The sequence below is a fragment of the Arthrobacter crystallopoietes BAB-32 genome (assembly GCF_000328305.2).
In the GTDB taxonomy this organism is placed as follows: domain Bacteria; phylum Actinomycetota; class Actinomycetes; order Actinomycetales; family Micrococcaceae; genus Crystallibacter; species Crystallibacter crystallopoietes_A.
On the sequence record NZ_ANPE02000194.1, the window covers coordinates 1 to 6,691 of the forward strand.

Sequence of the window (6,691 nt, forward strand, 5' to 3'; positions counted from 1 at the left end):
GGCTGGCGCGACGGAGCCGGGGGCAGCATGGCTTCCCCTGCCTGAACCGCGGCGTCCGCCCGGCGCTCCTCATCAACCGCTTCCAGCTGCCAGTCCTCTTCGTACTCGTGGGCGTAGTAGCCGCTCGCCGCCAGCTCGGCCTCGGCGAGTGCCTGCTCCTCCGCCCGCTGCTGCGCCACCTCGGCACGCTTCTGGTACATGTGCACCGTCAGGTGGGTGATCGCCAGCAGCACTACCGGCGGCATCGCGGCCACCAGCGCCGAGACCAGCGGAGGAATGTCCGTCGCCAGCCTGTCCACGGTCAGGATGGCATGAACCGAGTTGGCCGCCGTCGAAACGATCGCGCCGAAGATGAGCAGCGCCCACGGATAGATCATCGCCCGCCGGTCATGCCCGTTCAGCGCCACAATCGCCACCGTCGCCGCCACGATCATGCCGTCCACAATGATCGGCCAGATCCACGCCAGATGCGCCTCGATGCCCGAACGCTGGGCCAGGTCCGTCAGCGCTGCGAAGGACAGGATGAAGGCGCCGACGGCAATGATCACCGTCGCTCCAACCGCCGTCCACAGCACAGCCCTGTGCGGTTCGTTCGGAATCGTGCCGTTGCTCATTCGAAACCCATGCCTTGCTACTCGATCCGCGGCTGATCGCCGTTGGCGGCCAGTCACCCCCGGAAAAGAATACCGAGCAATGAACCGATTCAGCACCGACCGAGCCCGTGGCCTTCCCACATATCAGGCAGGGACGATCCGGACGGGGATGGAATCCCAGCCGCGCAGTGTGTTGTGCAGGAACGGCACGGGCTCGGCGGTCAGTTCGATGGCCTTGACTCGCCGGGCCAGCGTGGAGAACAGCACATCCATCTCCAGCCGAGAGATGGGCTGGCCGACGCATTGGTGGATGCCCATACCGAAGCCCAGGTGCCCGCCGGCCTGCCGCTCCACCTGGTAGGCGTCTGCGTCCGGACCCCAGCGCCGCGGATCCCGGTTGGCTGCGCCCACGAAGACGGCAACCTTGGCATCGGCCGGCAATTCCACTCCATGGATGGTCACGGCCCGGCTGGTGGTCCGGAAGAACGACTGGAACGGCGATTCAAAGCGGAAGGCCTCGTCGATCGCGAAGCGGGCCAGCCGCGGGTTGGCATGGACCTTGGCCCACTCCCCCGGATTGTTCGCCAGGCAGAGCATGGTGTTGCCGATGGCCAGGATCGTGCTGTCCAGGCCCGCCGAGAGCATCGCACGCACCAGCAGGGCGGCCTGCTGCTCCGTGATCTCTCCGCTGTCCGCGTACTCCCAAATCTGTGCGCCCATGCTGCCCTCGGCCAACCGCTCGCGTGCCGTGTTCGCCATGGCCCAGTCATTGGTTCCGGCGCCCAGCCGGAAGAACTCCTTGGACCGCTCGTCGTCCGGGCCGAACGTACTGAAGTTCATGGCGCCCAGGGCCAGCAGGTTCTCCGCCCGGCCCTCCCGCGGAATCCCCACGGCGTCGCCAAAGACGCGAAGCGGAAAGACCTGCGCGAAGTCCGTAGCGGCGTCGAACTCCCGCAGATCGAGCATCCGCTCGACCAGCTCGTCGGCGAACTCCTGGAACTGCCCGCGAAGCTGCCGAGTCCCCTTCGGCGAAATCACTCCGCCGATCGCCTGCCGCATGGCGGTGTGGACCGGCGGGTCGGACTCCATGATGCCCTGGGGCCGCCACGAGGGTTCATGGTGCAGGTTCTTCGGTCCGGCACCGGCACCCGAAATGAAGGTCCGATAGTCGTCCAGGATGTCCTTGCAGGCGTCGAAACGCACAAACGCGGGCACATCGTACTGTTCCAGCCAGACGCCCGGGCCCGCCTCGCGCATCCGCTCGAACAGGGGATACGGATTGGCCAGGTTCGCGTCCGAATACGGGTCGTCCGGCATGACTGGAGTTGCAGCGGCTGCCAGTTCGGTTGTCATGGAATGCCTCACTTCTCGAAGCGGCGGGGAATGCCCCTAACGTAATGGCAGATGAGAAGTGGCCCTAAACGCGATTCCCACTATGTGGGAATGGAGATTGCCGGACGCGCACACCTCGGTAGAGCATCGCTTCAGTGCCGCAGGATGCCGGAAACCGTAAGGAGGACGATTTGACTTCATTGGAACGCGGGCTGGCCATCCTGTCGGAAATCGGGGCCAGCGGCGACGCAACCGTGGAGGAAATTTCCACCAGGCTGGGTATCCCGCCAAGCACTGCTTACCGCTATTTCAAGACGCTGAGGGCCGCGGGGTTCCTCCAGGACGACGGCGGACGGTACCGTCCCGGGAGCGCCTTGCTGGAGCTTACGGGCCGGCATCATGTGCAGTTCCACTTGGCCGAGGTCGGGACGGCCGTGCTGAAGAGCGTGGTGGATGCAGTGGGCGAAACAGCAGTCATGATCATCCGGGTGGGCACGCAAGCGATGTGCCTCCGGCGGGCCGAGCCGGACAAGTCGCTGAAGTACACCTTCGCGATCAACGAGATGCTCCCCCTGCATGCCGGGGCCGGACAGCGCATCCTGCTGGCATGGGCCCCGCCGGACGTGGTGCGGCAGGTGCTTGATCGTCCGCTTCCGCGCTTCACGGAAAACACGCCGACCGCGGAGCAGGTCCTGGCCGGTTTGCCCCAGATCCGGGCTGCAGGCCGAGTGGTTTCGCGCGGCGAACTCGATCCCGGTGCGGTATCAGTCGCCGTGCCGGTCTTTTGCCGCGGCGAAGTGGTCTGTTCCATCAACGTCGCCGGCCCGGAAAGCCGCTGCGGTTCGAAGACCTGGATCAATACCGTCCTCAAAACCGTGGAAGAAGCGGCGCGGAACCTCACCGAATCGCTGGAGTCCACCATCAGTTTCCAATCAACCAGGGAGCTTGCCGATGAATACGCAAACAGTAATTGAGGCCGCAGTCGTCATTGGTGCCGGCCGCGCCACCCTCGATGACCTCGTCCAGGTCGCCCGGTTCCGGCGGCCTGTCGAACTGGCGGACGAAGCGCTGGCCAGGATGGAGCCCAGCCGAAAGTGGCTTTCGGACGTCGTGTCACAGATGGAAGCCGGCGAGCCGACCGCTCCGATCTACAGCATCAACACGGGATTCGGTTCCCTTGCCGGGCGAAAGGCCTTCGACGACGCTGCAGACGCCGCTGAGCTTTCCCGGCGCCTGGTGCTCTCCAACGCCGCTGGCGTAGGACGCTACGTTGACGAGGAGGTGGTGCGCGCGACGATGTTCATCCGCATCGTGAGCCTAACGCAGGGCCATTCCGGTGTCCGCCCTGAGATTGTGCGCACGCTGGCCGAGATGCTCAACAAAGGCGTCTATCCTGCCATCCCCGAATACGGCTCCTTGGGCGCCTCCGGCGACCTGATTCCCCTGGCCCATGTCGCAATCGTGATGACCCGCTCCCACACGGGCAAAGACAACGAACTTGATTCCGGCGAAGCCTTCCTCGACGGAGCTGTGGTCAGCGGCAAGGCCGCCATGGCCGCCGCGGGGCTGGAGCGCTTGCCGCTGGGCGCCAAGGACGGACTCGCCCTGCTCAACGGCACTTCGTTCTCCTGCGCCCAGGCTGCCCTGGCGCTCTTCGATGCGCAGAACCTGCTCGAAACCGCGCAGGTCACCGCTGCCATGACCATCGAGGCGTTGATGGGCTTCGGGGATGCCTTCATCTCCGAGCTGCACGAAGCCCGCGGCCAGAAGGGTCAGATCGAAGTGGCCGCCCGCATCAGGCAACTGCTGGCCGGAAGCACCTTGGTGGACGGCAGCGCCGAGATGGATCCGGTCCGGCAACCGCCGCAGGACGCCTACTCGCTGCGCTGCGTGCCGCAGGTCTTCGGGCCGGTCAAGGACACCTTGGACTTCGCCGCCGGCATCATCAACAACGAAATCAACGCCGCCACCGACAACCCGTTGATTTTCCCCGCACTGCCCGCCAGCCGGTCGCTGAAGGCGGTCTCGGGCGGGAACTTCCACGCCGAGTATGTGGCTTTCGCGGCAGACTTCATCTCCATCGTGACCACGGAAATCGGCAATATCACCGAGCGCCGGCTCTTCCGGCTAGACGACGGCACCCTGAACCGCGGCCTTCCGGACATGCTCATCGACAGCGACCAGACCGGGCTCGACTGCGGCTACATGCTCCCGCAGTACCTGGCAGCCGCGTTGGTTTCGGATTCGAAAACCCTCTCCCACCCGGATAGCGTCGATTCAATCCCTACCTGCGCGAACCAGGAAGACCACGTCTCGATGGCCAACAATGCGGGCAGGCATGCCCGGCAGGTGGTCGCGAATATCGAGGCTGTTGTCGGCATCGAACTGCTGATGGCCTGCCAGGCCCTTGAGCTGAGGTTGGCCCGGCCGGAAACCGCTTCAGCAACTTTGGCCGCAGCCAGCCGTGCAGTACTGGACCTCGTCCGCGGCTCATCCTCGACTGACGGTCGGCCACTGGACCACATCCGCCGGGATGTCGTGATGTACCCCCGGGTGCGCGCTGCCATGGAACTTGTGCACAGCGGGGCCGTCGTCGCCAGTGTCAATGACGCCCTGGCAGGCAATAACTAAACGGAAGAAGAGAGAGCTTTGGCTGGATAAATCCACTCCAGCCAAAGCTGGAAATCCAAATTCACATACTCAAACAATCCACATAACTCGCTCGCAGGTATTTGCGGACGAGCAGCCTGAACATGCCCGAAGTTTGAAATGTCATCAAGGTCCATGCTGCATTGACCTGCGGTTTCACTGGTTCCTGCCCATTTTTGAAGCCTACGAAAAATGGCTAAATCCGATCTCGAAAAAGCCTTGTGATGAAAAAATTCCAACCCTAAGCTGGAGGGAATTCGAACGCGAAGTTGCGTTCCGAATACCAAGCGTTTGAGGAATTTCCGCATATCGAACCTCTATTCAGGAGTGTAGGAAAATGGCATTCTCTGCTCTTTCGACTCGTCGGCCGACTGTGGCCGCACTGGCCATTGCTGCAACGCTGGCGTTGGCTGGCTGCGGTGGCGGCGCCGACGCCGGAACCGAAGAAGCCCAGGCAGCGACAGGGTCGAAGGCGCCCCTGTTCAGCGAGCTTCCCGAGGAAATCCAGCAGGCCGGCACCATCAACGTCGCCAGCAACGTGGAGTATCCGCCCTTCGAATCCTTCGATACGGACGGCACAACGATTGTCGGCATCGACCGTGACATTGCGGACGAACTGGAGAAGCAGCTGGGCGTGAAGCTGCAGTTCAACCACATCGCTTTCGACGCAATCATCCCGGGCCTGGTCGCCGACAGGTATGACATGGCCATGTCAGCCATGTCCGACACGGTTGAACGGCAGAAGGAAGTCGATTTCGTGGACTACTTCTCCGCTGGCGGCGGTATCATGACCGGTTCAGCGAACGCCGAGGCCCTCAAGACCCTTGGTGACCTGTGCGGCAAGGCTGTGGGCATCGTCAAGGGCACCACCGAGGACGCCGATGCTGCCGAGCAATCGGAGAAGTGCAAGAGCGCCGGCAAGGAACCCCTGAACGTGACCATCTATGCCGGGCAGAACCAGGCCGTGCTGGCGCTGCAGAGCGGACGGGTCGACGCCTTCCTGGTCGATTCGACCTCCGGTTCGGTCATTGCCGCGGAAAGCAACGGCCAGCTCGTCCAGGGCCCGCGCTACCAGGACCTCGCCTTCGGCATCGTTTTCCCGAAAGAGAGCGAGCAGCTGACCGAGGCCGTACAGAAGGCGATGGGTGCCCTCAAGGCCGACGGCAGCTACGACAAGATCCTGGCGGAGTACGGCATGGCGGACCACGCGGTTGACGAGTTCCCGATCAACGGGGTGACCGAGTGACGGCGGCTGGCCCGGGGCATCGGAACGAGGACCTGCCGGTCCTGCCTGCCCGGTATACGGGCCGCTGGATCGCCGCCGTAGTGGTCGTGGCCACCGCCGCCCTGATCGTCTACTCGATGTTCACCAATGAGCGCTTCCAGTGGAACGTCGTCGGCCAGTACCTCTTTGCTCCCCCGGTGCTCTCCGGGCTTGGCAAGACGCTGATGCTCACCGTGGTCTCCATGGCCATCGGCATTGTGCTGGGCATCGTCGTCGCGGTGTGCAGGCTCTCGACCAACCCGATCCTGTCTTCGGCCGCCTGGGCCTATTCCTGGTTCTTCCGCGGAACGCCCTTGATGGTCCAGCTGCTCTTCTGGTTCTTCCTGGCAGCGCTGGTACCCACCATCTCCCTTGGCGTTCCGTTTGGACCCAGCCTGTTCGAGATCCAAACCAACTCCGTCATCTCGCCCTTCACGGCCGCGCTGCTAGGACTGAGCCTCAACGAAGGCGCCTACATGGGCGAGATTGTGCGCTCCGGCATTCGGGCCATCCCGAAGGGCCAGACCGAAGCCGCGAAGGCGATCGGCATGTCCCGGACGCAGACCATGCGCCGCGTGGTGCTGCCCCAAGCCATGCGCGTGATCATCCCGCCCACGGGCAACGAGACCATCGGCATGCTGAAGTACACGTCGTTGGTGATCGTCATCGGTTACAGCGAGCTGCTGACCTCGGTCTCAATCATCTACTCGCGGACCTTCCAGACCATTCCGCTGCTGATCGTGGCCGCGATCTGGTATCTGGCAGTCACCGCCGTGCTGTCCGTCGGACAGTACTACGTCGAACGCCACTTCGAGCGCGGCTTCTCGCCGATGCGCCCGGCCAAGGGCCGCCG

At 63.8% G+C, this 6,691-nt stretch carries 7 protein-coding genes; 4 read left to right on the forward strand and 3 right to left on the reverse strand.

Annotated features, from left to right (window positions below):
- The coding region (locus tag D477_RS15640; protein ID WP_005271574.1) for a DUF2637 domain-containing protein at window positions 1-614 on the reverse strand (614 nt) is incomplete at its 3' end.
- Window positions 615-737: 123 nt separating this feature from the next.
- On the reverse strand, window positions 738-1,946 hold the full coding sequence (locus D477_RS15645) for a cytochrome P450 (protein WP_005271577.1): 1,209 nt from the start codon (window positions 1,944-1,946) through the stop codon (window positions 738-740).
- A 170-nt stretch (window positions 1,947-2,116) separates the two neighbouring features.
- Between D477_RS15645 and D477_RS15650 the strand changes: the two genes are divergently transcribed.
- Both D477_RS15650 and D477_RS15655 read left to right on the forward strand, forming a co-directional pair.
- Window positions 2,117-2,899, forward strand: a complete 783-nt coding sequence (locus tag D477_RS15650; protein WP_005271579.1) for an IclR family transcriptional regulator — start codon at window positions 2,117-2,119, stop codon at window positions 2,897-2,899.
- Window positions 2,877-4,556, forward strand: coding sequence for an HAL/PAL/TAL family ammonia-lyase (locus tag D477_RS15655; protein WP_005271582.1), 1,680 nt, complete (start codon window positions 2,877-2,879; stop codon window positions 4,554-4,556). The genes D477_RS15650 and D477_RS15655 overlap by 23 nt, the downstream gene beginning before the upstream one ends.
- Here D477_RS15655 and D477_RS22365 read toward each other — a convergent pair.
- Complete coding sequence (locus tag D477_RS22365) at window positions 4,553-4,882, reverse strand: hypothetical protein (protein WP_150110160.1); 330 nt, start codon at window positions 4,880-4,882, stop codon at window positions 4,553-4,555. The two genes, D477_RS15655 and D477_RS22365, sit on opposite strands and share 4 nt — an antisense overlap.
- A 29-nt stretch (window positions 4,883-4,911) precedes the next feature.
- Here D477_RS22365 and D477_RS15660 point away from each other — a divergent pair, with 29 nt between their 5' ends.
- Window positions 4,912-5,820 (forward strand): ABC transporter substrate-binding protein, encoded by a 909-nt coding sequence (locus D477_RS15660; protein WP_005271584.1) that lies wholly within the window; start codon window positions 4,912-4,914, stop codon window positions 5,818-5,820.
- A partial coding sequence (locus D477_RS15665) for an amino acid ABC transporter permease (protein WP_005271587.1) occupies window positions 5,817-6,691 on the forward strand: 875 nt, incomplete at its 3' end. The genes D477_RS15660 and D477_RS15665, both read left to right, overlap by 4 nt.